The 24,340-nt window shown below is 74.8% G+C and carries 23 protein-coding genes and 1 riboswitch; of the genes, 13 read left to right on the plus strand and 10 right to left on the minus strand.

Annotated features, from left to right (window positions below):
- Positions 1-151 precede the first annotated feature (151 nt).
- From LQ51_RS22790 to LQ51_RS22800, 3 genes are all read left to right on the plus strand, one after another.
- Positions 152-1,408, plus strand: a complete 1,257-nt coding sequence (locus LQ51_RS22790) for a DUF2786 domain-containing protein (RefSeq protein WP_046568931.1) — start codon at positions 152-154, stop codon at positions 1,406-1,408.
- A 104-nt stretch (positions 1,409-1,512) separates the two neighbouring features.
- On the plus strand, positions 1,513-1,878 hold the full coding sequence (locus LQ51_RS22795) for a YciI family protein (protein WP_231605842.1): 366 nt from the start codon (positions 1,513-1,515) through the stop codon (positions 1,876-1,878).
- The gene (locus LQ51_RS22800) at positions 1,875-3,119 is read left to right on the plus strand and encodes an RNA polymerase sigma factor (RefSeq protein WP_046568934.1); all 1,245 of its coding nucleotides are present in this window, start codon (positions 1,875-1,877) and stop codon (positions 3,117-3,119) included. The genes LQ51_RS22795 and LQ51_RS22800 overlap by 4 nt, the downstream gene beginning before the upstream one ends.
- A 50-nt stretch (positions 3,120-3,169) precedes the next feature.
- Here the strand turns inward: LQ51_RS22800 and LQ51_RS22805 are convergent, their stop codons facing one another.
- The 5 genes from LQ51_RS22805 to LQ51_RS22825 all read right to left on the minus strand — a co-directional run bounded on the left by LQ51_RS22805 (position 3,170) and on the right by LQ51_RS22825 (position 7,623).
- Positions 3,170-3,664 (minus strand): hypothetical protein, encoded by a 495-nt coding sequence (locus LQ51_RS22805; protein ID WP_046568935.1) that lies wholly within the window; start codon positions 3,662-3,664, stop codon positions 3,170-3,172.
- A gap of 205 nt (positions 3,665-3,869) precedes the next feature.
- The gene (locus LQ51_RS22810) at positions 3,870-4,043 is read right to left on the minus strand and encodes a CsbD family protein (RefSeq protein WP_046568936.1); all 174 of its coding nucleotides are present in this window, start codon (positions 4,041-4,043) and stop codon (positions 3,870-3,872) included.
- Between the two features lie 97 nt (positions 4,044-4,140).
- On the minus strand, positions 4,141-6,393 hold the full coding sequence (locus tag LQ51_RS22815) for a heavy metal translocating P-type ATPase (RefSeq protein WP_046568938.1): 2,253 nt from the start codon (positions 6,391-6,393) through the stop codon (positions 4,141-4,143).
- Positions 6,394-6,407: 14 nt separating this feature from the next.
- Positions 6,408-7,379 (minus strand): hypothetical protein, encoded by a 972-nt coding sequence (locus LQ51_RS22820; RefSeq protein WP_046568939.1) that lies wholly within the window; start codon positions 7,377-7,379, stop codon positions 6,408-6,410.
- Positions 7,380-7,413: 34 nt separating this feature from the next.
- Positions 7,414-7,623 (minus strand): heavy-metal-associated domain-containing protein, encoded by a 210-nt coding sequence (locus LQ51_RS22825; protein ID WP_046568941.1) that lies wholly within the window; start codon positions 7,621-7,623, stop codon positions 7,414-7,416.
- Positions 7,624-7,773: 150 nt separating this feature from the next.
- Here LQ51_RS22825 and LQ51_RS22830 point away from each other — a divergent pair, with 150 nt between their 5' ends.
- From LQ51_RS22830 to LQ51_RS22840, 3 genes are all read left to right on the plus strand, one after another.
- On the plus strand, positions 7,774-8,073 hold the full coding sequence (locus tag LQ51_RS22830; RefSeq protein ID WP_046568942.1) for a metal-sensitive transcriptional regulator: 300 nt from the start codon (positions 7,774-7,776) through the stop codon (positions 8,071-8,073).
- 72 nt (positions 8,074-8,145) lie between these two features.
- On the plus strand, positions 8,146-8,430 hold the full coding sequence (locus LQ51_RS22835; RefSeq protein ID WP_231605837.1) for an SHOCT domain-containing protein: 285 nt from the start codon (positions 8,146-8,148) through the stop codon (positions 8,428-8,430).
- Between the two features lie 219 nt (positions 8,431-8,649).
- Positions 8,650-8,781: riboswitch (cyclic di-AMP (ydaO/yuaA leader) on the plus strand.
- A gap of 3 nt (positions 8,782-8,784) precedes the next feature.
- Entirely contained in the window at positions 8,785-9,804 is a 1,020-nt protein-coding gene (locus LQ51_RS22840; RefSeq protein WP_046568944.1) for a coiled-coil domain-containing protein, read from the plus strand.
- Positions 9,805-9,870: 66 nt separating this feature from the next.
- On the opposite strand, the gene LQ51_RS22845 is transcribed toward LQ51_RS22840, so the two are convergent.
- The gene (locus LQ51_RS22845) at positions 9,871-10,548 is read right to left on the minus strand and encodes a carbonic anhydrase (RefSeq protein WP_046569003.1); all 678 of its coding nucleotides are present in this window, start codon (positions 10,546-10,548) and stop codon (positions 9,871-9,873) included.
- Between the two features lie 214 nt (positions 10,549-10,762).
- On the opposite strand from LQ51_RS22845, the gene LQ51_RS22850 reads away from it, so the two are divergent.
- Both LQ51_RS22850 and mycP read left to right on the plus strand, forming a co-directional pair.
- A complete protein-coding gene (locus tag LQ51_RS22850; protein ID WP_046568945.1) occupies positions 10,763-11,101 on the plus strand; it encodes a helix-turn-helix transcriptional regulator in 339 nt (112 codons plus the stop codon).
- A gap of 73 nt (positions 11,102-11,174) precedes the next feature.
- Positions 11,175-12,410: a type VII secretion-associated serine protease mycosin gene (gene mycP, locus LQ51_RS22855; protein ID WP_231605838.1), complete on the plus strand. Its 1,236-nt coding sequence runs from the start codon at positions 11,175-11,177 to the stop codon at positions 12,408-12,410.
- Positions 12,411-12,542: 132 nt separating this feature from the next.
- On the opposite strand, the gene LQ51_RS22860 is transcribed toward mycP, so the two are convergent.
- The 3 genes from LQ51_RS22860 to eccCa form a co-directional block, all read right to left on the minus strand.
- Positions 12,543-12,821: a WXG100 family type VII secretion target gene (locus LQ51_RS22860; RefSeq protein WP_046568947.1), complete on the minus strand. Its 279-nt coding sequence runs from the start codon at positions 12,819-12,821 to the stop codon at positions 12,543-12,545.
- A 28-nt stretch (positions 12,822-12,849) separates the two neighbouring features.
- Positions 12,850-13,158 (minus strand): WXG100 family type VII secretion target, encoded by a 309-nt coding sequence (locus LQ51_RS22865; protein ID WP_046568948.1) that lies wholly within the window; start codon positions 13,156-13,158, stop codon positions 12,850-12,852.
- Between the two features lie 241 nt (positions 13,159-13,399).
- Entirely contained in the window at positions 13,400-17,365 is a 3,966-nt protein-coding gene (eccCa, locus tag LQ51_RS22870; RefSeq protein ID WP_046568950.1) for a type VII secretion protein EccCa, read from the minus strand.
- Between the two features lie 169 nt (positions 17,366-17,534).
- On the opposite strand from eccCa, the gene eccD reads away from it, so the two are divergent.
- Positions 17,535-18,932, plus strand: a complete 1,398-nt coding sequence (gene eccD, locus LQ51_RS22875) for a type VII secretion integral membrane protein EccD (protein WP_046568951.1) — start codon at positions 17,535-17,537, stop codon at positions 18,930-18,932.
- On the opposite strand, the gene LQ51_RS22880 is transcribed toward eccD, so the two are convergent.
- A complete protein-coding gene (locus LQ51_RS22880; protein ID WP_046568953.1) occupies positions 18,916-20,088 on the minus strand; it encodes a type VII secretion protein EccE in 1,173 nt (390 codons plus the stop codon). The two genes, eccD and LQ51_RS22880, sit on opposite strands and share 17 nt — an antisense overlap.
- A gap of 161 nt (positions 20,089-20,249) precedes the next feature.
- Between LQ51_RS22880 and eccB the strand changes: the two genes are divergently transcribed.
- From eccB to LQ51_RS22900, 4 genes are all read left to right on the plus strand, one after another.
- Positions 20,250-21,722 (plus strand): type VII secretion protein EccB, encoded by a 1,473-nt coding sequence (gene eccB / locus LQ51_RS22885; RefSeq protein WP_046568954.1) that lies wholly within the window; start codon positions 20,250-20,252, stop codon positions 21,720-21,722.
- Positions 21,723-21,836: 114 nt separating this feature from the next.
- Positions 21,837-22,211 (plus strand): hypothetical protein, encoded by a 375-nt coding sequence (locus LQ51_RS22890; RefSeq protein ID WP_046568957.1) that lies wholly within the window; start codon positions 21,837-21,839, stop codon positions 22,209-22,211.
- Positions 22,204-23,457: a WXG100 family type VII secretion target gene (locus tag LQ51_RS22895; protein ID WP_046568958.1), complete on the plus strand. Its 1,254-nt coding sequence runs from the start codon at positions 22,204-22,206 to the stop codon at positions 23,455-23,457. Before LQ51_RS22890 ends, LQ51_RS22895 begins: the two co-directional genes overlap by 8 nt.
- A 157-nt stretch (positions 23,458-23,614) precedes the next feature.
- A complete protein-coding gene (locus LQ51_RS22900) occupies positions 23,615-24,130 on the plus strand; it encodes a RodZ family helix-turn-helix domain-containing protein (protein ID WP_046568959.1) in 516 nt (171 codons plus the stop codon).
- Positions 24,131-24,340: the final 210 nt, after the last annotated feature.

Genomic DNA, 24,340 nt, shown 5'->3' on the forward strand with positions numbered 1-24,340 from the left:
CCGGGGCGGCCGGCGGGCGGCCGAGGTGAGGGCGCTCACCAGCGGCGGCGGCCCGGCCGCCGGTACCGTTCCTGTCCGGGGACCGCGGGGTCGCGGTCCCCGCGGATCCGCAGGCGTCGCCGGACGACCCTGACCAGAGGAGGGGCCACCCGTGTCCGACGCCGACCGGCTGCTCGCCGACGCCCTCGCGGGGGCGCGCGGCACCGACGTACGCGAGGCCGAGCGCGCGCTGGACCGGCTGGTGGTCGGCGACGGCCCGGCGGTGGACGCGGCGCTGCTGGCCCGCCTGGTCCGCGCGGTGGGCCGGCTCTGGCCCCGCGGCTGGCAGCCGGCCGACCTGGACCGGATCGCGCTACGGCGGCTGGCGCCCCGGGGCGCGCGGCTGCTTCGCGACGTGTTGGCCGCCCAGCGCCGCGAGCAGCCCGGCCCGGTCCCCGGCTGGTTCGACGGTCAGCTCGCCGAGCTGGGCGCGGAGTGGGACGCCGCCCCGGGCTGGTTGGACCGCCGGGCCGAGGGCGACCGGATCAGCACGCTGCGGGACGCGGTGGAGGCGCTGGTGCTGGTGGAAGGGCTGCCGCCGATCGCCACGCTGCGCCCGCCACCGGGCGGCCCGGGTGCCGCCCAGGGCTCCGGCGGTCCGGGTGCCGTCCGGGGCTCCGGCGGCCCGGGTGCCGAGCGGGACGCCGGCCCGCCGGCCACCGCCTCGCGGCTGCTGGACCGGGTCCGTGCCCTGCTGGCCAAGGCCGAGTCGACCACCTTCCCGGCGGAGGCGGAGGCGCTCACCGGCAAGGCGCAGGAGCTGATGGCCCGGCACAGCATCGACGCCGCCCTGCTCGACGCCACGGCCGAGCGGCCGGACCGGCCCAGCGGCATCCGGCTCGGCACCGACGCCCCGTACGCGGCCGCGAAGGCACTGCTCATCCAGGAGGTGGCCGGGGCGAACCGGTGCGAGTCGGTGTGGTCCGACGACCTGGGCTTCGCCACCGTGCTCGGCTTCCCCACCGACCTGGCCGCGGTCGAGTTGCTGCACACCTCGCTGCTGGTGCAGGCCACCGCCGCGATGCTGCGTGGCCGGGGCGAGCGCCGGCCGGGCAGCGGCCGGCGCACCAAGGGCTACGACGAGTCGTTCCTGAACGCGTTCGCCCTGCGTATCGGCGAGCGGCTGCGGGCGGCCACCGTGGCCGAGGAGCGGGCGGCCACCGGGGAGCGGGCCGGCGAGCGGCTGCTCCCGGTGCTCGCCGCCCGTACCGATGCCGTGCGCGAGCGCCTCGACCAGCTCTTTCCGGGGGTCACCCGGCACCGGCTCCAGGTCCGGGACCGGGACGGCTGGGCCTCCGGCACCTCGGCCGCCGACCGGGCCTCGCTGGCTGCCGGCGCGCCGGACCGCCGGCCGGTACGCGGTCGCTGAGTTTTTTCTCCGGCAGGATGTCGGATCGGAGGTCCCGGCTCCGACCCGTCTGCGAGAGGCGCCACCGTCGGTGGCCCGTACCTGAGGAGTGGACCGTGAAGTACATGCTGCTGATCTGGAACCGTCCCGGCTTCGTCGAGGAGCTCTCCGAGGAGGAGCGCAACGCGATCTTCGGCGACGTCGACCGGATCATGGCGGAGCTGACCGCCTCCGGTGAGCTGGTGGGCGGCGACGCGCTGGCCCACCCGTCGCAGACCCGTACGGTCCGGGCGGGCGCCCACGCCGGTGCCGTCGAGGTCACCGACGGGCCGTTCGTGGAGAGCAAGGAGCAGTTCGCCGGTTACCTGATGGTGGACTGCGAGACCCCGGAGCGGGCCGCCGAGATCGCGGCGAGCTGGCCGGACGTGACGCACGGGGTGGGCGTACTGGAGGTGCGCCCGGTGATGGACCAGGCCGGGACGGAGATGTGACCGACCGGGCCGTCGAGGACCTGCTGCGTACCCTCGCGCCGCAGGTCCTCGGTGTGCTCGTCCGCCGGCACGGCCAGTTCTACGCCTGTGAGGACGCGGTGCAGGAGGCCCTGCTCGCCGCCGCCACCCAGTGGCCGGCGCAGGGGGTGCCGGAGCATCCCCGGTCGTGGCTGGTCACCGTGGCGACCCGCCGGCTCACCGACGAGTGGCGCAGCGAGCGGGCCCGTCGGGACCGGGAGGTCGCGGTGGCGGCCCGGGAGCCGGCGTACCCGGCGGTGGCCCCGGCCGCCGACGAGGAGCCGCCCGCCGGGGACGACACGTTGAAGCTGCTCTTCCTCTGCTGCCATCCGGCGCTGACCGGCTCCGCCCAGGTGGCACTCACCCTGCGCGCGGTGGGCGGCCTGAGCACCGCGGAGATCGCCCGGGCGTACCTGGTGCCGGAGGCGACCATGAGCCAGCGGATCCGCCGGGCCAAGCAGCGGATCGAGGCGGCCGGGGCCCGCTTCGTGCTGCCTTCGCCGGCGGACCGGGACGACCGGCTCCGGGCCGTGCTGCGGGTGCTCTACCTGATCTTCAACGAGGGGTACACCGCCTCCAGCGGCGACGAGCTGCACCGGGCGGAGTTGACCGGGGAGGCGATCCGGCTGGCCCGGGAGCTGCACCGGCTGCTGCCGGACGACGGCGAGGTGGCCGGGCTGCTGGCGTTGATGCTGCTCACCGACTCGCACCGGGCGGCCCGGACCGGGCCGGGCGGGGAGCTGATCCCGCTGGCCGAGCAGGACCGCAGCCGGTGGGACCGGGCGGAGATCGCGGCGGGCGTCGCCCTGGTGACCGAGGCGCTGACCTGGTCGGCGCCGGGCCCCTACCAGGTGCAGGCGGCCATCGCGGCGGTGCACGCCGAGGCACCGTCGGCCGCGGAGACGGACTGGCCGCAGATCGTCGCGCTGTACCGGGTGCTGGCCCGGATCGCGCCGAACCCGATGGTCACGTTGAACCAGGCCGCCGCGGTGGCCATGGTCGACGGCCCGCGGGCCGGGCTGGCCCTGTTGGCGTCGCTGGACGCCGACGAGCGCACCGCCGGGCACCATCGGCTCGCCGCGGTCCGTGCCCATCTGCTGGAGCTGGCCGGCGAGCGGACGGCGGCCCGGGCGGCGTACCTGGCCGCCGCGCGGGCCACCACGAGCCGCCCCGAGCAGCGTTACCTGGAGGTACGCGCCGCCCGGCTGGCCGCCGACCGGTGAGTCCGACCGGGCGCGCGGTCCACCGGCCCCGGCTCGGGTGACCGGCCGGGTCAGGCCCGGCAGTCGCGGGTCAGCCGGGGCGGGATCGTCACGAACGTCGAGTTGAGCCACTTCACCGGGGTGGCCGACCGGGCCCCGGCGTCGAGTTGCTGCGCGGTCCGGCCGACCAGCGTCTTGATCTCCGGGTCGGCGGCCCTGGCGGCCTGCGTGCGTACGTCGTCGGCCAGGTCGGCGAGGTCGGCCTTGACCTGGGCGTTGATCTGCTCGGGGGTGAGCTGCCGGCGGGTCGCCGCCGCGGCGTCGGCGGCGATCTCCTTGCTCTTGGCGATGATCAATTTGTCCACCTCGGCGCAGACCTCGACGGTGTTCGCCGCGGTCGGCGGGGACGGCGTGGCGGTGGCCGGGGCGGGTTCGACGGTGGTCGGCGCGGCGGTCGGGCCGCCTGCGGGGGCCGCGGCATCGGGGCTTCCGTCGGCCTGGCAGGCGCCGGCGAGGGCGGTCAGGGTCACCAGGGCGGCGGCGCGCAGGGCGGTGCTGGCGGACATCCTTCTCCCCGTACGGTCGTCGGCCGTCGGTCACGGCCGGTGGTCGGGCCGGGCATCCTCGCGGTGCCGCCCTCCGGGGCCCGGACGGATCGGGCGGCGTGGCACCGAGTGTGCCAAGCGGGCGGCGCGGGCGCCGGACTGGCGGTCCGCGCGCAGCGCGCCGGGCCGGCGAGGTGCCGGCCCGGCGTCGCGGTAGTGGCGTTGGTCAGCTCTTGAAGGCGTCCTTGATCTTCTCACCGGCCTGCTTGAGGTCGGCCTTGACCTGGTCGTTGCGGCCCTCGGCCTCGAGGCGCTCGTTGTCCGTCGCCCGGCCGACGCCCTCCTTCACCTTGCCGGCGGTGTTCTCGGTCGCGTTGCCGATCTTGTCGTCGTAACCCATCGGAACCTCCACTCAGCATTACGTCCTGACGACAGGGGAGGTACCCCGCCGGCGGTCGGCTCAACCACGCCCGCTCACCGAGGGTGAACGGCCGGGCTCAGCCGACCGGCCGGAAGCCGCGCAGCCGGAGGCTGTTGGCCACCACGAAGACCGACGAGAAGGCCATCGCGGCGCCGGCGATCATCGGGTTGAGCAGGCCGGCGGCGGCCAGCGGCAGGGCGGCCACGTTGTAGGCGAAGGCCCAGAACAGGTTGCCCCGGATGATGCCGAGCGTGCGCCGGGAGAGCCGGATGGCGTCCACCGCGGCCAGCAGGTCACCGCGGACCAGGGTCAGGTCGGACGCCTCGATCGCCACGTCGGTGCCGGTGCCCATGGCCAGGCCGAGGTCGGCCTGGGCGAGCGCGGCGGCGTCGTTGACGCCGTCACCGACCATGGCCACCGTCCGCCCCTGCGCCTGGAGCCGCCGTACCGCGTCGACCTTGTCGGCGGGCAGCACCTCGGCGATCACCTGGTCGATGCCGACCTCCGCCGCCACCGCCTGCGCCACGGTGGCGTTGTCGCCGGTGAGCAGCACCGGCGTCAGCCCGAGTTCGCGCAGCCGGGCGATCGCCGCGCGGCTGGTCGGCTTGACCGCGTCGGCCACCGCGAGCACGCCGCGGGCCCGGCCGTCCCAGCCGGCCAGGACCGCCGTCCGCCCGGCGGCCGCCGCGTCGGTCACCGCCCGCGCGATCTCCCCGGGTACGTCGAGTCCGCGCTCCCGCAGCAGCCGCAGCCGGCCGACCACCACCTCCCGGCCCTCGACGGTCCCGGTGACGCCGAGCCCTTCCGTGTTGGCGAAGCCGCCGACGGTGGGCAGGGCGCCCCGCTCGGCGGCGGCGTCGGCGACGGCCTGGGCGATCGGGTGCTCGGAGGCGGCCTCCAGTGCCCCGGCCAGCCGGAGCAGTTCGTCGGCGTCCTGGCCGGTCGCCGGCAGCACGTCGACCAGGGTCATCCGGCCGGTGGTGACGGTGCCGGTCTTGTCCAGCACCACGGTGTCCACCCGGCGGGTCGACTCCAGCACCTCCGGCCCCTTGATCAGGATGCCGAGCTGGGCGCCACGCCCGGTGCCGACCAGCAGCGCGGTCGGGGTGGCCAGGCCGAGGGCGCATGGGCAGGCGATGATCAGCACGGCCACCGCGGCGGTGAACGCGGCGGTCGCCCCGCCGCCGGTGCCGAGCCACCAGCCGAGGGTGCCCACCGCCAGGGCGATCACGATCGGCACGAAGACCCCGGAGATCCGGTCGGCGAGCCGCTGCACGGCGGCCTTGCCGGTCTGCGCCTGCTCCACGAGCCGGGCCATCTGGGCCAGCTGAGTGTCCGCGCCGACCCGGGTGGCCCGGACCACCAGCCGGCCCCCGGCGTTGACGGTGGCGCCCACGACGGCGTCGCCCGGCCCGACCTCCACCGGCACCGACTCGCCGGTGAGCATGCTCGCGTCGACGGCGGAGGTGCCGTCCTCGACCACGCCGTCGGTGGCGACCTTCTCGCCCGGGCGGACCACGAACCGGTCCCCGACGGCGAGCTGGTCCACCGGGATCCGGGTCTCCCGGTCGCCGCGCAGCACCGCGACGTCCTTGACGCCCAGCTCCAGCAGGGCGCGCAGCGCCGCCCCGGCGGTCCGCTTCGAGCGGGCCTCGAAGTAGCGGCCGGCGAGGAGGAAGACCGTGACGCCGGCCGCCGCCTCCAGGTAGATGTTGCCGGCCCCGCCGCCGCGGCTGATGTCGAACTCGAACGGGTGCACCATTCCGGGCATCCCGGCGTCGCCGAGGAAGAGCGCCCAGAGCGACCAGCCGAACGCGGCGAGCGTGCCGAGCGAGACCAGGGTGTCCATGGTCGCCGCGCCGTGCCGGAGGTTGATCGCGGCGGCCCGGTGGAACGGCAGCCCACCGTAGACCACGACCGGGGCGGCCAGGGTCAGCGACAGCCACTGCCAGTAGTCGAACTGCCAGGCCGGGACCATGGCGAGCACGATCACCGGCACGGTCAGCACGGCCGACACCCAGAGCCGGGTACGCAGCCCGCGCAGCTCGACCACCGGCGTGGACGCCTGGGCGGCGGCCTGCGCGGGCGGCGGCGGCACGACGGCCGTGTAGCCGGTCTGTTCCACGGTGGCGATCAGGTCCGCCGGGGTGACCTGGTCGGCGTACCGGACGGTGGCCTTCTCGGTGGCGTAGTTGACCGTCGCCTCGACGCCGTCCATCCGGTTGAGCTTCTTCTCGATCCGGGCGGCGCAGGAGGCGCACGTCATCCCGCCGATCGCCAGCTCGATCCGGTTCGGCGCGACCGGCAGCGACTTCGCGGTCGAGGTCATCGCGGCACCTCCTGTCAGCTGTGTCCGTGACCGGGGGCGCCGTGTCCGGCGTCCGGGGTGGCTGTGGGCGTGGTGGCCGGCGCGGCCGGCGGCGGGACGTCACCGGCCACGACCGTGAACTCGGCGGTGTGCACCGCGTCGTCGTGCCGGAAGTCCAGGTAGAGACGGTACGTGCCGATCGAGGGCAGCTCGGTGGTGAAGCTCACCGCCGGCCCGGCCGGGGTCTTCCCGTCGCCGGGTGTGCCCTCCGGATGCACGTGCAGGTACGCCAGGTCGCCCTGGCGCAGCGCCACCAGGTGCCCGTACGCCCCGAGGTAGGGCTGGAGGTCGGTGACCGGGCGGCCGTCCCGGGTCACGGTCAGGGTGAGCCGGCCGGCCTGGCCGGGCTGTGGCGTGCCGGCCAGTGTGACGGTGTAGCCGTCGACGGTGCTGGTGGTCGCGGGGGCGGGCAGCGGGTGCTCCACCAGCGGGCCGGGGACGGTCACGTCGACGCCGAGCGTCAGCGGCTCGCCGCCGGTCGGGGTGAAGTCCGCGAAGGCCCGCCAGACGCCGGGTCCGGCCAGCGGCGAGGCGACCCGCCAGGTGCCGTCGCCGGTCAACTCGGGGTGCACGTGCCGGAAGCCGGAGAGGTCGCGGCGGGCGACGATCAGGTGCATCCGCTTGTCGTGGGCGACGTCGTAGCGGGTGACCGGCCGGCCGTCCGGGCCGATGATCCGGAAGGCGAATTCGCCGGTGGGGGCGCTCACCGGTTGCAGCGTGTAGCCGCGGTCGGCGACGAGCAGCCCGCCGGGCAGGTGGTCGGTGGCCGGGTCGGCGTGGCCGTCACCATGGTCGGCCGCGGTGGGGTCGTGCGCGGGGTCGGTGGCGTCGTGGCGGGTCTCGGCGGCGGGCGCGACGGGGTCGGTCAGCTGACCGACCCCGTACGCCGCGCCGAACACCGCCACGAGGCCGAGGGCGAAGCCGCCCAGCTTCGTCACCGTGTTCATCGGGGTACCTCGGTTTCTCGGGGTCCGCCGACCGTCACGCCGGGACGAGGTCGTAGCCGGCCTCGTCCACGGCGGCACGGACGGCGTCCGGGTCCAACGGGCTCTCGCTGCTGACGGTGACCCGGCCGGTGGCCAGGTCGACCTGGACGTCGGTGACGCCCGGGATCGCGCCCACCTCGGTGCTGACCGAGTTGACGCAGTGCCCGCAGGTCATGCCCTGCACCTGGTACGTGGTGGTGACCATGTCGAAAACTCCTTCCCGCATTCCCATCCTATACCCCCCAGGGGTAGGAGGGGGATGGACGACGCCCTTCCGGGTACCGATACCCGGTGTGGGTATCCCCGCATCCGGACCGTACCATACCCCCGAGGGGTACGCGCTATCCTGGACGTCATGACCGCACCGACGACCCCGACCCGGGGCTACACCGCCAGCAAGGATCAGCTGCTCGCGCGGCTCCGCCGCATCGAGGGCCAGGTCCGCGGCATCGAGAAGATGGTCGAGGACGACCGCTACTGCATCGACGTGCTGACCCAGATCTCGGCGATCCAGGCCGCCCTGGACAAGGTCGGCCTCGGCCTGCTCGACGGCCACGCCCGGCACTGCATGCACGAGGGCGCCGCCGAGGGGCGCGCCGACGAGATGGCGACCGAGATGATGGCGGCCGTCGGCCGCCTCATGAAGCGGGGCTGAGTCGGGACTTCCGGCCCCGATCCCGGGCCGCCCGGCCCGACCGCCGAGGGCCGGACCCGCCGTACCGTCGAGGTGGCGACCGGAGCCGGCGTCACCGCGCCGGACCGGCCGACCCTCGGACACGGACGGGAGGGCGGCCAGATGATGTGGCAGGGCCCGATGATGGGCTGGATGTGGAGCTGGTCCCTGCTGGGGCTGGTGGTGCTCGGCGCGCTGGTGTGGCTCGTGTTCCGGCTCACCGATCCGACCGGCGCCGGGCACGCCTCCTCGGCCGCGCGGCGCATCCTCGACGAGCGGTACGCCCGGGGCGAGATCGACGAGGAGGAGTACCACCGGCGTCGTACCGGCCTCGCCTGACGCCCGCCCCGCTCCGGTGCCGCACGCCCCGCGCGGCGCGGTGGAACACCGGCCGGCACGGCGACACTCCGTAGCGTGACGGCGCAGGTTAAACGCGACGCTGGTCACGCAGGGCCACGACGAAATAGGGCTTCTGGTCGGCTTCCGGACGTAGATCCCCGGGCGGACTCTCAGGTAACCTCGCTGCCGGTCACCGCTGGAGGCGCGCACCGGCGCCTGGCGGTACCGCCGCCCAATCGCCCGCGGGCGAGCCGGGGAACCAGGTACCTGGGGTGAGTCCGCGTCAGCGGTAGGGACCACTTCCGTCCCGAACCCGTCAGCTAACCCGGTCGGCGGCCGACGGAAGGGAAGACTGTGACGGCACCCCTGCGCCGCTGGATCACACCGCTGGTGGTCGCGCTCGCCGCGCTCGCCATCGTCGCCGGCCCCACCCCGGCCCTGGCCGCGCCCGCCACCCCCACCCCCTCGGGGCACGAGGAGGACGACGACCCACCGCTCATCACCAAGGCGATCGAGTCGGCGAACCGGCAGTACGTCCAGGCGAAGGCGAAACTGGTCAAGTCGCAGCAACGCCAGCGCCAGCGAGCCGAGGAGGTGCGGGCGGCGCAGCGGCAGCTCGACGCGCTGCGCCCCCAGGTCAGCGCCATCGCCGCGCAGTCCTACCGGACCGGCCGGATCGGCGCCATGGCGGTGCTGCTGGAGAGCCGGTCGCCGGACTCGTTCGTGCAGCGCGCCGCCGGCCTGGACGAGCTGAACCTGGTCAACGGGCAGAAGCTCGCCGAGATCAACGCGGCCAAGACCCGGGCCGAGCAGGCCAAGCTGGCGCTCGACGCCGAGGTACGCGAGCAGCAGCGGCTCACCAACGCGATGGCCCGGGAGAAGGCCGCGACGGAGAAGGCGCTGAAGCTGGTCGGCGGGCTCGACTTCACCGGCGGCCTGGTCTCGGCCACCTCCCGGGTGGCCGCGATCGGCCCCGGCCGGACCGCCGACGGCGACTGGAAGGCCGAGTCGTGCAGCGAGAACGACCCGACCACCTCCGGCTGCATCACCCCGCGCACCTTGCACGCCTACAAGGAGGTCAAGAAGGCCGGCTTCAACCGCTTCGTGGGCTGCTACCGCTCCGGCGGGCCGTGGGAGCACCCCAAGGGCCGGGCCTGCGACTGGTCGCTGCAGAAGAGCGGCTTCGCCTCCTGGCACAACAATGACATGCGGATGTACGGCAACAACGTCGCCGCGTTCCTGATCCGCAACGCCGACCGGCTCGGCATCTACTACGTCATCTGGAACCGGCAGATCTGGTTCCCGGCGACGGGCTGGAAGTCGTACAGCGGGCCGTCCAACCACACCGACCACGTGCACATGTCGCTGCTCTGAGTCCGTACGCCGAACGGGCCGTCCCCGCGATCACGCGGGACGGCCCGTTCGTGCGTTCGGAAAGGGTCAGCCGGAGACGGCGGTGGGCGCCGGCTCCGCGGCGCCGGCCGGTGCGGGCACGGTCCGGCCCGGAGCGCCCGCCGGCACCTCCGCCACGGTGCGCACCTCGCCCGCGCCGAGCCGGTACGACATGCCGACCACCGCGCAGCTCCCGGCGGCCACCCGCTCGGCGAGCACCGCCGAGTTGGCGACCAGGGCCTCGACGGTCTGCGCGATGTGGATGTCGACGATCCCGTCGATGTCCGTCACGCCCTCCCGCTGGGCCCGGCCCAGGCTCGGCACCACCGCGTCCACCACGGCACCGAGGTGACCGGGCGGGGTGGCGCCGGTGGCCGTGGCCTCCCGGGCGGCCTGCACCGCACCGCAGGAGTCGTGGCCGAGCACCACCACCAGCGGCGTGCCCAGCACGGTGACCGCGTACTCGACGCTGCCGAGGACCTCGGGACCGGTGGTGTGACCGGCGGTCCGGACCACGAAGAGGTCGCCGAGCCCGCGATCGAAGATGATCTCGGCGGCGAGCCGGGAGTCGGAGCAGCCGACGATCACCGCGAAGGGGTGCTGCCCGTCGGCGACGGCGGCCCGGTGGTCGGCGTCCTGGTTCGGGTGGCGGGGGGCACCGGTGACGAACCGGATGTTCCCGGCCTGCAGCTCGGCGAGCGCTCGCTCAGGAGTGGTCGGCGTCAATACACTCACCTCGTCCTCGGCGCAAAAGACCTGGTCAGCCCGGCCGGCGGCGGAGGCGGCCTCGCCGACCACAGTCACACGCAGCCGAACGCCCGTCAAGGTATACGTGATCCAGACTTCATACGTCCGGAGGTACTTGACTGGCCGCCGCGACGCGTCCACGCCAGCCGGCCCGGTCGCCCGACGGCCCGGAACGGCGCCGCCGGGCCCTACCATGACCACCATGTCGACCACACCTGGCGTGCCCGGGAGCGCCCGGAACTGGACCTTCCTCACCAATCACGGGCACGTCCTGCTGGCCATCGCGCGCAACCCCACCGCCCGGCTCCGCGACGTCGCCGACGAGGTGGGGGTGACCGAACGGGCCGCCCAGGCGATCGTCACCGACCTGGAGGCCGGCGGCTACCTGCGCCGCACCCGGGTGGGCCGGCGCAACGAGTACACCATCAACCCGAGCGGCCACTTCCGGCATCCGGCCGAGGCCGACCAGCAGGTCGGCGCCCTGCTCGCCCTCTTCAGCGCCGGACCCGACGACAAGTCCACCGGGGCCTGACCCGCCACGGCGGCCGCCGCCCCACCCCACTCCCGTCACCGCACGACCCGGCCGGCGGCGGTAGTCTCACCGCGTGCGCGAGAGCCTGCAGCCGGACGAAACGACGGTGAGCGCCCGGATCGGGCACCGGATCCGACCTGTCCTCTGTGGAACGGTCGCGGCGCTGCTCGGCACGGTCCTGGTGGCCCCCGCCCCCGCCGCCGCGGCCCCCCGCTGCGGCCCGACGGGCAACCCCGCGCCGACCGCGCAGCCCTGGGCACTGGACCGGCTCGCCCCCGCCTCGGCGTGGCGGGTGACCAAGGGCGGCGGGGTGACCGTCGCCGTCATCGACTCCGGCGTCTCGGCCAGTCACCCGCTGCTGCGCGGCGGGGTCCTGCCCGGCGAGGACTTCAACGGCCTGGTGAAGCTGCGCGGGCAGTGCGACCTGGTCGGCCACGGCACCCTGATCGCCGGCATCATCGCCGGCCGGGAGGGCACCGGCGTGCCGTACAGCGGGATCGCGCCGGAGGCGCGGATCCTGCCGATCCGGGTGCTCGCCGAGAACCGGGAGAACTTCGACCCGGCGGTGCCGGGCGAGATCGGACGCGCCATCCGCTGGGCCGCCAACCACGACGCCGACGTCATCAACCTGTCGCTCGTCACACTGGACGACCCGGCCCTCAAGTCGGCCGTCGACTACGCCCTCGACAAGGGGGTGGTCCTGGTGGCCGCCGCCGGCAACCGGCAGGAGAACCAGGAGGACCGGCCCGCCTACCCGGCCGCCTACCCCGGGGTGATCGCCGTGGCCGGCGTCGACGAGCAGGGCCAGCACGTCGGCAGCTCGGTCAGCGGCGACTACGTCGACATCGCCGCACCCGGCCTGAACATCATCGGCCCGGCGCCGCAGGGCTCCGGATACCTCGCCGAGCCGCAGGGCGGCACCAGCTTCGCCGCCGCGTACGTCTCCGGCGTGGCCGCGCTGATCCTCGCCGCGCACCGCGACCTCACCCCCGACGAGGTGGCCTACCGGCTGACCCGCACCGCCGACAACCCGCCCGACGGGCACAACGCCTCGGTCGGCTACGGCACGGTCGACCCGTACCGGGCGGTGACCAACCTGCTCGGCACCCGGCAGGACCCGCCGCTCGGCGCGATGCCGGCCCCCGCGCCGCAGGCCGACCCACTGGCCTGGCAGCGCACCGTGGCGATCTGGGTGGCCGTGGTGGGCGCGCTGCTGGCCGGCGCGCTGCTGACGCTGCGCCCGGTGCTGGCCCTCGGCCGGCGGCGCGGCTGGCGCCCGGGACGCCGGCCGGCCCACCAGGACAGCTGACCCCCGCCGGGACCGGGGCGCCGTGCGGTCTCCCGCCGCAGCGGCGCCGCGGCGGCGGTCAGTCGCGGCCGGAATGCACCGCGGCCCCGCCCCGGCAGAGCCGGGTGCGGGGCCGCGGTCGACCGGTCCGGGTCAGCCCCAGACCTTCGAGTTGCTCATCTCGGTGGTCATGTAGTTCTCGCGGGCGATGCCGACCGCGCCACCGATCTCGTTCAGGACCTTGTTGATGTCCCGCACGGCGGCGTCCCACTGGGCCTGGTGCTGCTCGTAGGCAACCCGGTCCTGGCCCTCCCACTCGAGCTTGGTCAGCATCGAGCGCAGCGTGTCCAGCTTCTCGTCGATGGTCCGCGAGATGGCCTGCATCTGCTGGTTGCTGCTCTCGAGGACAGCGTAGTCAACCTTGATGCTCATCAGTTCCTCCTCTGCCTGTCTTCGCGGATCACGGGTTGAGAGCAGAGTGGAACTTGTCCAGCATCTGCTGCTGCTCTTCGTCGTTGACCTGGTGCGTCGTGCCCGACTTGTCGAGCAGGTCCGCGATGTTGTCCATGGCCTGGAGCAGCTTGGCCGTGTCCTCGTTCCAGCGCTGCATCAGGTTCTGGAAACCCGTGGAGGCCTGGCCCTTCCAGGCCATCGCCAGGTCGTCGACCACGTTCCACAGCTTCTTCAGCTCACCGTCGACGTCGCTGCGCGTGGACCGCACGTCACTCGCGGCGGTGTGCAGAGTCGCTGCACTGACCTCGAACGCCATGCTTCACACCCTTCCGTCATCTCTGTGGCGGCGGATCCGCCGCGCCCTCCCCCGCGGCAAGGCGTACACACCCCACCGACGGACACTTCAACCGAACCGTAGCGGACGACGTCCAACCCGCGCAGCCCTGCCTTCCCATCGTCGTCTTCCGACACGGCAGGATCCACAACGCATTCCGCCCCGCACCGTACGAGTTGGACGGTCGTTGACCAGGTCAGGGCCCCGGCCGCCGGCGGTCCGCTCAGGCCGGCTCCGTCCACGCCGTCTGGATCAGCTGCTGGCCGTCCCGACGGCGCACCAGGGTGCCCCGACCCGGCGGCTGCGGGCTCGGCCGCAGGTTGCCGAAGACGGCCCCCTCCTCCCGGCTGCCGGACATCAACAGACCCGGCGAGTCCAGCTCGCGCAGGCGTTGCAGCACCGGCTCGTAGAGGGCGCGTGCCACGCCGCCCACCCGACGCGTGATGATCAGATGCAGGCCGATGTCGCGGGCCTGCGGCAGCAGCTCGTGCAGCGCGCTGAGCGGGTTGTTGCCGCCGGAGGCGACCAGGTCGTAGTCGTCGACCAGGATGTAGAGGTCGGGTCCCTTCCACCAGCTCCGGTCACGCAGCTGCGCGGTGGTCACGTCCGGGCCGGGCAACCGGTTCTGCAGGGCGCTGCGGATCGAGGCGAGGCCCTGGCTGAACACCTGGTTCGACGGCGCGTAGTCCAGCAGGTGATCGCCCTCCACCGCGCCGAGCAGGCCACGCCGGTAGTCGGCGATGACCAGCCGGGCCTGGGCCGGGGTGTAGCGCTCGGCGATGCCCCGGGCGATCAGCCGCAGCAGGTTGGTCTTGCCGCACTCGGCGTCGCCGAAGACGGTCAGGTGCGGTTCACCCGCCAGGTCCAGATAGACCGGGGCGAGCGCCGACTCGTTGACGCCGATCGGGATGCCCGGCGCCGCCCGGTCGACCACCTTGGCCAGCTCGGCGACCGCCAGCTTGCGCGGCAGCAGCCGCACCTTCGGCGCCGGCCGGCCCGGCCAGTTCGTCGCCACGTGCCCGGCCAGCGCCACCGACGCCTCGGCCAGGTCCTCCGTCTCACGCTTGCCGTCGATCCGCGAGATCGCGGTGAGGAAGTGCAGCTTGTCCCGGGTCAGACCGCGACCCGGCGTACCGACCGGCACGTTCTGCGCCGCCCGCCGGTCGATCTCCGACTCGGCCGGGTCGCCGAGCCGCAGCTCCAGCTTGGTGCCGAGCAGGTCGCGCATGTTGATCCGGATCTCCGCCCACCGCACGGCGGTGACCACCACATGTACGCCGAAACCCAGGCCCCGGTTGGCCAGGTTGGTGATGGTCTGCTCCAGCTCCTCGTACTCCTGGCGCAGGGTGTTCCAGCCGTCGACGACCAGGAAGATGTCGCCGAACGGGTCGTCGGCGAACTCCCCGGCGGCGCGGCGCCGCCGGTAGCTGGCCACCGAGTCGATGCCGTGCTGGGTGAAGCGCAGCTCCCGCTCGTCGATGATCGCGACCACCTCGGCCACGGTCCGGCGGACCGCCTCGGTGTCCCGCCGGCCGGCCACCCCCGAGGTGTGCGGCAGCCCTTCCAGGCTGCGCAGCGCGCCACCGCCGAAGTCGAGGCAGAAGAACTGCACCTCGCGGGGGGTGTGGGTGAGCGCCAGCGAGGCCAGCATCGAACGCAGCATGGTGCTCTTGCCGCTCAGCGAGGCGCCGACGATGACCACGTTGCCGCCCGCGCCGGCCAGGTCCACCATCATCGGGTCGCGCCGCTGCTCGTACGGCCGGTCCACGATGCCCACCGGGACGGTGAGCCGGCCGCGGCCCGGCCAGTCGGCGGTGGTCAGCCCGAAGGCCGGGTGCACGCTCAGCGGCGGCAGCAGCTCGGCCAGCCCCGGCGGCTCGGCCAGTGGCGGCAGCCAGACCTGGTGCGCCGGGCGGCCCCGCCCCTTGAGCTGGTCGATCAGCACGTCGAGCATCGCCACGGCCTTGCCGTCGCCGCTCTGCTCCGGCTCCGGCACGACCTCCGTCGGCGTGGGCAGGGCCGGCGCCGGCACGTAGTCGATGCCGTACGGGACGATCCGGCGCTGCACCTGCGCCCGGACCGACCGCTGCACCTGCCCCGGCGCCCGGTACGGGCCGGAGACGTACGCGGCGCGGAACCGCAGCATCGTGCTGGTGTCGGTCTTCAGGTAGCCGTGGCCCGGCGCGCTGGGCAGCTCGTAGGCGTCCGGCACCCCGAGCACGATCCGGCTCTCCACCGCCGAGAAGGTCCGCAGACCGATCCGGTACGACAGGTGGGTGTCCAGCCCGCGCAGCTTTCCCTCCTCCAGCCGCTGGCTGGCCAGCAGCAGGTGCACGCCGAGCGACCGGCCGAGCCGGCCGATCATCACGAAGAGGTCGATGAAGTCCGGCTTGGCGGCCAGCAGCTCGCTGAACTCGTCACAGATGATCAGCAGGCTGGGCATCGGGTCCAGCGGCTCGCCGGCCGCCCGGGCCTTCTCGTAGTCGTACCGGGAGACGTAGTTGCCGGCCGCCCGCAGCACCTCCTGGCGGCGGTTCATCTCGCCGGCCAGGGCGTCCCGCATCCGGTCGACCAGCGGCAGCTCGTCGGAGAGGTTGGTGATCACCGCGCTGGTGTGCGGCAGCGCGTCCAGCGAGGCGAAGGTGGCGCCGCCCTTGAAGTCCACCAGGACGAAGTTGAGCTCCTCCGAGGAGTGCGTCACGGCGAGCGCGGCCACCACCGTACGCAGCAGCTCGCTCTTGCCGGAACCGGTCGCGCCGATGACCAGGCCGTGCGGCCCCATGCCCTCGTGCGCGGACTCCTTGAAGTCCAGCTCCACCACGTTGCCGTCCGGCCCCACCCCGAGCGGGATCCGCAGCCGGTCCCGGTGCCCGCGCGGCCGCCAGGTCTGCTGGGTGTCCACGGTGGCCGCGTCGCCGATCCCGAGCAGGTCCGGCAGCTCCATGCTGCGGGCCAGCGGCTCCTCCGCGGTGGCACCCTGCTGTTGGGAGAGCCGGAAGGGGGCGATCTGCCGGGCCAGCCCCTCGGCGGCCGTCGCGCTCAGCCGGTCCGGGCGGCCCAGCCGGGAGGTCGTGGTGCCGCGTACCAGGTCCAGCCCGGTGCCGTCGCCGGCGTCCAGGCAGAGCAGCCACCGGCCGGCGTCCCGCGGGACCGTGCCGGAGAGGTCGATGACCGTGGCGCCGAGCAGGCCGGCGCCCATCAGCGCGCAGGTCGGCGAGACCTCGCCGCCGTCGAGCAGCACCACCACGTGCGGCGCGGTGGTGAGCGGCTTCGCCTCCGGCGCGAACCGGGGCCGGCCACCGAGTTCGTTGCCGAGGGCCACCTCCGCCTCGGCGAGGCTGGTGAAGACCATCCGGCGTGCCCCCGCCGCGTCGGTCCGCCCGGGGTGCTGGGCGTGCGGCAGCCACTTCACCCAGTCCCAGGCCGGCTGCCGGTCCGGCGCGGCCACCACCGCCACGATCAGGTCGTCCGGGGCGTGGAAGGTGACCAGTTGGCCCACGGCGGCCCGGGCCAGGTCGAGCACGGCCGTCCGGTCGCCGCGCAGGGCCACCCGGCTGAACGCCCGCAGGGACAGCGCGGTGGGCAGCTCCGGCACGCTGCTGTGCGCCCGGACGAACCGGCGCAGCGCGATGGCGCTCATCGGCTCCAGGTCCTCGACCGGCTTGGTCTCCGGCGGCACGATCTCCACGGCCAGCCGCTGCGGGCCGAGCGCGATCCGGACCTCGCCGAAGTCGTCCTCGGTGATCCGCCGCTCCCAGAGCCGGCGGGAGGCGGCGATCGACCAGAGCGCGTCCGGCTCCGGGTGCCGCCAGGTCATCGCGGCCCGCTGCTGCTCGGCGGCCCGCCGGGTGCGCTTGCGCATCTGCGCCAGGTAGCGCATGTAGTCGCGCCGCTGGGCGTTCAGCTCCGCCTTGTCGTTGCCGCCGCCGCCCATCGTGCCGATGGCCATGCCGAGCATGGACACGCCGAACAGGCCGCCGACGACGTACGTCATCATGCCGCCGCCGCGACCGGCGTAGAGGAAGGCCATCGCGCCCGCTCCGCAGAGCATCGGCAGGATCATCAGCACCTGACCCATGCCCTTGGACTGCGGCTCGGGCAGCTCGGGCGGGGACTCCAGCAACACCTCGCCCCGCGGCAACGCGGGCCCCGGTTGACGCGGAAGCCGGCGGAACACCACCGTACTCACGGCTCTCCTCCCCAGAAGCTGCCCTGATCGTGGTCTGCTGACGGCCCGAGACGTCGGGTGGGCAACCTGTGCGACCGCCATCGTAGGTAATCTCCCGGAGGCGTCGTGGACCCGTGGGGGCGACGTCACCGGCCGAGGTGGATCGTAGGCGAGCACGAGGAGGCCAACAGTGGCGACGAAGACGGCGACCGGCGGGCTCAGCCGGATCACCATCGTGGCGCCGCGGACCAGGATGGATCTGGCATTGCCGTCCGACGTTCCGCTGGCCGACCTGCTGCCCACCCTGCTCCGGTACGCCGGCGAGGACCTGGCCGACGAGGGCGTACGGCACGGCGGGTGGAGCCTGTCCCGGCTCGGCGGTCCGCCGCTGGACGGCGGCCGCACCGCCGCGCAGCTGGGGGTCCGCGACGGCGAGGTGCTCTACTTCAACCCGCGGGCCACGGCCGCCCCCGAGATCGTCTTCGACGACGTGGTGGACGCGGTGGCCACCGCGACCAACCAGCGGCCCGGGACGTGGCAGGTCGGGACCACCCGGTCGTTCGCCGTGTTCTTCGCCGGCGCGGCGCTCGCCGCCGGCGCGGTGGCGGCGCTGCTCACCGGGCCGCCGCAGCTGCCCGGCGCGCTGGCCGCGCTGGTCGTCGCGGTGACCCTGCTGGTGACCGCCGCGGTGCTGTCCCGGGCGGCCGGCGACAGCCGCACCGGCGCCGTGCTGGCCATGGTGGGGCTGGGGTACGCGGCGATCGGCGGCCTGCTGGTGCTCGCCGGCGACCGGAAGCTCACCGAGCTGGCCAGCCCGCACGTGCTGATGGCCGCGACCGCGGCGGTGCTCTTCGGCGCGGTGGCGGCGCTGGCCGTCGGTGACCGGCTGCCGCTGTTTCTCGGCGCGGTCGCGGTCGGCGTGGCGGTCGCGATCGGCGCGGCGCTCTGCCTGGCCTTCGGCATCGGCGCGGCGGCCGCCGCGGCGGTGGTCGCGACCGTCGCGTTCGCCGCGCTGCCCGCGCTGCCGATGATCGCCTACCGGCTGGCCCGGCTGCCGGTCCCGTCGATCCCGACCGGCCCGGACGACCTGAAGACCGACACCGAGGCGGTGGACGGCCCGCAGGTGCTGCGCAACAGCGAGCGCGCCGACGCCTTCCTCACCGGTCTGCTGTGGACGGTGTCGCTGTTGGTCCTCGGCGGCGAGCTGGTGCTGGCCGACAACGGCCGGCTGCCGTCCGTGCTGCTCTGCCTGGTCCTGGCCCTGCTGTCGCTGCTGCGGGCCCGGCCGTTCCTCGGCCGCGCCCAGCGCACGCCGGTGCTGCTCGCCGGCACCGGCGGGCTGGGGCTGGCCGCCGCGGCCACCTTCGGCGCCGGCTCGCTGCCGGTCCGGCTCGGCCTGATCCTGGGCGGGCTGCTGCTCGCCGCGGTGATCAGCCTGATCTACGGGCTGACCGTGGCCGGCAAGCGGATCTCACCGGTCTGGGGTCGCACCCTGGACATCGTCGAGATCCTGCTGATCATCGCGGTGGTGCCGCTGGCCGTCTGGGTCTGCGGCCTCTACGGCTGGATCGTCAACCTTCGACCGTGACGGTGCCCATCGCGGTGGCCACCGGCGCGGTGGCGTAGACGCCCGGCCCGTGCTGGCCGTCCAGCGGGCGGGCCGGCACGCCACACCGCTTCGCCACGTCCCGGACCACCTTCACCAGCGCCTCGGCGTGCCCGTCCATGGCGGCGACCCGCAGCAGCGGCGGCACCCGGCGGCCGCCGGGCAGCACCAGCGCCGCGACCGTGTGTGACGGCGCGGAGGTGGCGGTCACCGCGTCCACCAGCGGGCCCAGCGAGCCGTTGGGGCGTACCCGCAGGGCCAGGCAGTGCTGGGTCCAGCCGCCGCCGCGCAGGCTGGTCCAGCTCTCCACCGGCGACTCCGGCGCCAGGTCCAGCCCGGCCCCGGAGACCACCGCGGCGTGCAGCTCGTCCCGGCTGAGCACCCGGTGGCCGAGGCCGGCCGCGGTGAGCGCCTTGCCCAGCCGGCCCATGCCGGCGGACACGGTGCGGTGCACGCCGCGCAGGCCACCGCCCCGGCTCACCGCCTCGGTGCGGGCGTCGGCGACGGAGAGCCGCAGCGCCACCCAGACCGTCCGGTGCGCGGCCGGTGGCGCTCCGGGCGCCGGGTACCAGACCAGGGTGTGCGAGACGACCTGGGTCTGGGTGACCGGGCCGGCGAAGTCGGCCAGCACGGCGAGGGCCCGGTCCACCACGGCGGCCTCGACCGAGCCGGCCGGCGCGCCGGGCCGCCCGGTCAGCGCGACCGCGGCGAACCAGCCCCGCTCGTCCTGCCCGATGCCGAGCCGGGTGCCGCGCTCGGTCAGCTCGACCACGTTCAGCTCCGGGGCGAGCGCGGCCAGCCGCGGATCGCCGGCCGGCACCGCGCCCCGGGCCCGGTCCCGGCGGCGGCGCAGCCGGCGGCGCAGCGCCAGGTCCTCGTACCACCAGCGGCCGCCGCGCCGGGCGAAGGCGGCGACGACCGCCAGCAGGGCAGGTACGCCCACCGCCGGCAGCACCCAGGTGGGGCCGGCGGTGGCGAACCAGACCGCGAGCGCGGCGCACTCCAGCACCACCAGCTGGCCGACGACGACCGGGCCGAGGCGGCCCCGCCGGCGCTGGTCGCTGGGCGCGACCGGACGGTCGTCCGGGGCGGCGGGGGCGGTGGCCGTACAACCGGGTGGCGCCTGGACCTGCGTCATCGGTAGCGTCCCTTCTGGACATCCTGGGCATCCGCCGGATCATTGCGGGCCGGGAGGGCGGGCGGGGTCCCGGTGAACCCCCGGCGGCCCCTTATCGTAGGGAAGCCCGCGGCGGAGTTCGGACCTGATCGCCGCGGACCCACCCCCGCCGGAGGTTAGTCATGCGGACCCGCCGCGATCAGGTGCAGGCGTACCGCTTCGTCACCCGCCGCATCGTCTCCGCGCTGCTCTCCGGCGACCCGGAGACCAGCGACCTGCCGATGCGGCGGCTCGGCATGGCGGTCTTCGGCAGTGTGCTCGCCGCCGCCGTGGTGCTCGGCGGCGCCGGGGCGTACGGGCAGCTCACCGGCAACGCGGCCCCGCTGGCGGCGGACACGCTGGTGATCGAGCGGGAGACCGGCGCCACGTACGTGTTCACCGACGGGAAGCTGCACCCGACGCTCAACTACGTCTCGGCCCGGCTCATCCTCGACAAGGCCGACCCGGCGGTGCGGACCATGTCGCGGGCCTCCATCAAGGACCGGCCGCGCGGTCGCACGGTCGGCATCGTGGGTGCCCCGGACGATCTGCCGGACCGGAAGTCCCTGGTCGGTTTCCCCTGGTCGGTGTGTGACGTACCGGACCCGGTCGACCCGCGGCGGTCCACCACCCGGCTGGTCATCGACCGGCCGCTGGCCGGCGGCACCCCGCTCACCGACGAGGCGGTGCTGGTCCGCACCGACGAGGCGCGGTACCTGCTCACCGGCGGCGCGCGGCTGCGGGTGGTCGGCGAGGAGCAGGCGCTGGTCGCGTTGAAGATGGCCGGGGCGCCGGCCCTCGGCGTGGGCCAGCAGTTGCTCAACGCGGTGCCGGTCGGGCCCGCGCTGCGCAAGCCGAACATCGAGGGGTACGGCAGCGCGAGCGGGCTGGCGGTGGCCGACCGCCCGGCCAAGGTGGGCCAGGTCTTCCGGGCCGCCGACCAGTACTACGTGCTGACCCGCCAAGGGCTGGCGGCGGTCCGGGAGGTGACGGCGCTGCTGCTGCTCGGCGACGGCGGTCAGGTCACCGACATCACGCCGGACCAGGCCGGCCGGCTGCTGACCGACCAGCGGCTGGAGCCGGACGGCCTGCCGCAGCGGCTGCCCGCCCTGCACGAGGTGCGGGCCGGGCACAGCGTGCTCTGCGTCACATACCGGGCGAGCAGGGCGGGCCAACCGCCGACCACCACGCTGGAGGTCTTCGACCAGCCTCCGCCCGAGCTGACCGCGACGACCGGGGTCGCCGCGCGGCAGGGCGCCCGGGACGCGGTACGGACCGCCGAGGGTGTGCTGCTGCCCGGCGGCAAGGGCGTGCTGGCGCAGGCCGCGGCCGGGGAGACCGGGAAGGCGGCGGCCGGTGCCACCGTCTACCTGATCACCGCCCAGGGCGTGCGCTACCCGCTCGGCGCCGACTCGGGTGACGCCCGGGTCGCGCTCGGCTACGGCGACGTCGCGCCGGTGGCGGTGCCGGCCTCGCTGCTGGCCCTGGTGCCCACCGGGCCCGCCCTGCAACGGCGGGACGCGATGGCGTACTTCGACCCGGGCGCGACGTCGGCCGGCCCGGACGGCCGAGCCGATTCGGCGGCCGGCAGCAACCCGCCGGCCCAGGGCGGCTGACCGCCGACCGGTCCGATGTGGAGCCGCGGTCGGACACGGGTCGCCCTGGCTGGCCCGGGTCGACTAACCTGAGCGTGGCCAACGATTCTCGACGATGACTACGGGGATGCAGCCATGAGCGGGCGCACCACAGTTGACGTACTGTCCTTGGAGGATTTCCACCAGCGGCTTGAGCGGCGGCTGAGCGAGGCTGAGGCGGTGTTGCGGAAGCTCAACACCGCGATGCAGTGCCGGCCGCCCGCGTTGGGCACGTTCACCGACGCGACCGACAACGCTCGCCGCTACTCCGAGACGTACCAGAGTTTCGTCAACCACGCCGAGCGGCTGCACCGGGCGATCGTGGCGGCCAAGCAGGCGACCAAGACGATCATGACCAACTACCGGACCGCCGAGGCGCGCAACGCCGCCGCCGCGGCCGACATCGTCGCCGCCCTCACCGGGTTGTCCGAGGCGATGAAGCCGGCGAAGGGAGAGGATCCGCGTGTCTGAGTACACCCAGCGCTACGAGCACGTCAGCCACAAGGAGCTCTACCAGGCGGTCAACGCCGGCGACCCGACGCAGATCGACGCGCTCAGCGCCCAGTGGAGCTCCATGAAGGACACCCTGGACGGGCTCGGCCGCGACCTGCGCCACGACCTCGAGGCGCTCGGCAAGACCTGGACCGGCGCCGCGTCGCACGAGTTCCAGCAGCGGCTGAGCCTGGTCGCCACCTACTCGGGCAACCTGGCCGAGGGGATGGCCGGCGTCCGGCAGGGGCTCGACATGATGGCCACCGAGCTGCGCACCGCCCAGGGCAAGGCGGAGAGCCCGGAGGAGACCGACGACAACGACAAGATGCTGTCCGGGGCCACCAAGGGTTTCCTGGTCGCTGGCGTGACCGGCGCGGTGATCGGCGGCGTCGTCGGCCACAAGCAGGACGAGGCCGAGCAGGAGAAGGCGCACCAGCGGATGGTCAAGGTCGTCGCCGACCTGGCCGAGGGGTACGACTTCTCCGCGTACGGCCGGATCGTCGTGCCCGACGAGCCCGACAAGCGGCTGCCGGGGCACTCCGACCCGCCCGGCTCGTCGCTGAAGGACGGCCCGTCGGTCGGCACGCCGCACAGCGGGCCGACCTCCGGCACGTTCGGCCCGGGGGCCAGCGCCACCGCGACCACCTCCGGGGTGCACCACACCGCCCCGGGCAGCGGCACGCCGGGCAGTGGCGGGCCGGGCAACGGCACCGGGACGGGTGGCGTGGGCGGCCCGGGCACCGTCGGCACGGTCGGCACCGTCGACCCGACCGGCACCTCGCTGGCCGGCGCCGCCCCGTTGACCACCACCGGCCCGACGACCGGCCTGCCCGGCAGCACCATCGCCGGCGCGTCCACGACCGTCCCCACCGGCGGCGGGACCTCGCCCTTCGGGCTTTCCGGCGGCGTGGTGGGCACCGGGGCGCTGGCCGGTTCGACCGGCGGCGCGGCCGCGAGCCGGCCCGGCGGCCTGGAGGCCCGGGCGGCCGCCGGCAACGGCCGGCTCGCCGGCGGCCGCAGCATGGTGGTCGACGCCGATGGTCGCGGCAACGGCGCGAAGGCCGGCTCCGGCGGGCGTCCCCCGCTGGCCGGGCGCAACGGTGTGCTGGGCCGGCAGGGCCAGCACGACGACGATTCGGACGAGCGGTTCACCTGGCTGACCGAGGACGAGATGGTCTGGGGCGACGGCCGGTCGGCCGCCCCGCCCGTGCTGGGCACCGACTGATCGCAGACTGACCCGCGGCGCGGCGTCTCTCCTCCGGAGGGGCGCCGCGCCGTCGTCGTACCCGGCCGCTCCGTCCACAGCGCAGCGTGGGGCGGGTCACGTCCGTGGGGAAGATCGTCGGGATGCAGGAGACGGAACCGACCGATAGGTTGAGTGTGTGCTGTCCGTAGCGTTCCCTCCGCCCCTCTGGGCGGCGACGCTGCGCAGCCTCCGCCGGCTCACCCGGATGGCGACCACCGCACTGGTGCTCGCCGTCGGGCTCAACGGTCTGGCCGCCGCGCCGGCCGCCGCTGATCCGGCCCGTCCGGCCGCGACGAGCCACCCGGTCGCCGACCTCGGGCTCGCCCCGGCCGATCCGGCCCGTCCGACCGGGACGAGCCGCCCGGTCGCCGAGTTCCGGCTCGCCCCGGCCGCGCCCGACCTCCGCACCATCCGGTACGCCGTGGAAATCGCCGGTCCCGGCACCGCGACGCCGGCCACCGGTGCCCTCGTTCCCGGGGTGAACGCCGCCGCCCGGGACCTGCGCGCGACCCCGGCCGGGCCGGCGGTCCGCGTTCCGTCCCACCGCTCCGCGCCCGAGGTCGCCTCGCCGCTGGCGCAGGCCGGTCCGACCGTGCCACCCACCGACCCGGGCCGGAGCACCGTCGCCCGCCGCGGCCCGCCGCACGCCTGACCCCGCCGGCCGCCGTGCCCGTCCGCGCCGCCTGATCCGCCGCGGCCGACCGGAACCCGACCGGCTGCCGTGGCCCCCGGAACCCGACCGGCCGCCGTGGCCCACCGGATCCGGACCGGCTGCGACGGTCCGCAGGACCCGGACCGGCTGCCCTGGCGCGGCCCGACCGATCCCGCGGCACGGCCGCACAGCGATCCGTGGCACGAACCC

Source organism: Micromonospora sp. HK10 (assembly GCF_000982955.1).
Classification (GTDB): Bacteria; Actinomycetota; Actinomycetes; order Mycobacteriales; family Micromonosporaceae; genus Micromonospora.

Bases quoted from the DNA above. Each gene is read 5' to 3' on its own strand.
- LQ51_RS22810 (WP_046568936.1), bottom strand. From the start codon at position 4,043: ATGGGTTACGACGACAAGATCGGCAACGCGACCGAGAACACCGCCGGC.
- LQ51_RS22860 (WP_046568947.1), bottom strand. From the start codon at position 12,821: ATGAGCATCAAGGTTGACTACGCTGTCCTCGAGAGCAGCAACCAGCAG.
- LQ51_RS22815 (WP_046568938.1), bottom strand. From the start codon at position 6,393: ATGACCTCGACCGCGAAGTCGCTGCCGGTCGCGCCGAACCGGATCGAG.
- LQ51_RS22805 (WP_046568935.1), bottom strand. From the start codon at position 3,664: ATGTCCGCCAGCACCGCCCTGCGCGCCGCCGCCCTGGTGACCCTGACC.
- LQ51_RS22880 (WP_046568953.1), bottom strand. From the start codon at position 20,088: ATGACGCAGGTCCAGGCGCCACCCGGTTGTACGGCCACCGCCCCCGCC.
- LQ51_RS22795 (WP_231605842.1), top strand. From the start codon at position 1,513: ATGCTGCTGATCTGGAACCGTCCCGGCTTCGTCGAGGAGCTCTCCGAG.
- LQ51_RS22850 (WP_046568945.1), top strand. From the start codon at position 10,763: ATGACCACCATGTCGACCACACCTGGCGTGCCCGGGAGCGCCCGGAAC.
- LQ51_RS22890 (WP_046568957.1), top strand. From the start codon at position 21,837: ATGAGCGGGCGCACCACAGTTGACGTACTGTCCTTGGAGGATTTCCAC.
- eccB (WP_046568954.1), top strand. From the start codon at position 20,250: ATGCGGACCCGCCGCGATCAGGTGCAGGCGTACCGCTTCGTCACCCGC.
- LQ51_RS22825 (WP_046568941.1), bottom strand. From the start codon at position 7,623: ATGGTCACCACCACGTACCAGGTGCAGGGCATGACCTGCGGGCACTGC.
- LQ51_RS22830 (WP_046568942.1), top strand. From the start codon at position 7,774: ATGACCGCACCGACGACCCCGACCCGGGGCTACACCGCCAGCAAGGAT.
- LQ51_RS22820 (WP_046568939.1), bottom strand. From the start codon at position 7,379: ATGAACACGGTGACGAAGCTGGGCGGCTTCGCCCTCGGCCTCGTGGCG.
- LQ51_RS22865 (WP_046568948.1), bottom strand. From the start codon at position 13,158: ATGGCGTTCGAGGTCAGTGCAGCGACTCTGCACACCGCCGCGAGTGAC.